1 protein-coding gene is annotated in these 394 nt (G+C 65.7%); it reads left to right on the top strand.

What is annotated here, in order from left to right:
- Window positions 1-119 precede the first annotated feature (119 nt).
- Window positions 120-394: transposase family protein (locus C1A38_RS30500; RefSeq protein WP_146017664.1), on the top strand; the 275-nt coding region annotated here is incomplete at its 3' end.

Below are 394 nucleotides of genomic sequence, written 5' to 3' on the forward strand. Positions count from 1 at the left end.
GGCTCTTCGAAGTTGAGCGGGGTTCGCAGCTGGAGTTGGCCCGAGTGTGAAGGGCTCGCAGCTCATCGGTGATCATCTGAGTGTCTAAGTCGGATGGTCACAAGTGAAGAGCTGCGAGCATGGTCAACGATACGACCCGGCTGCTGGGGTTGGACGGCCTGGTGGTCGAGCGGGTCGAGGTGGATGCCGCTGGCGTCCCCGTGGTGGATTTGTCTACCGGTTGTGAACAGGCACGATGCTGTCCGCAGTGCGGGCAGCGGGCGGTGCGGGTGAAGCAGTGGGCCACGACCCGGCCTCGGGACCTGCCGGTAGCCGGGCGGCCGGTGCGGCTGCGCTGGCGTAAACGACGTTGGTACTGCCCGACGGTCAGTTGTCCGCGGCGGTCGTTCACCGA

Origin of the sequence: Verrucosispora sp. ts21 (assembly GCF_002879555.1) — a bacterium.
GTDB classification, from domain to species: domain Bacteria; phylum Actinomycetota; class Actinomycetes; order Mycobacteriales; family Micromonosporaceae; genus Micromonospora; species Micromonospora gifhornensis.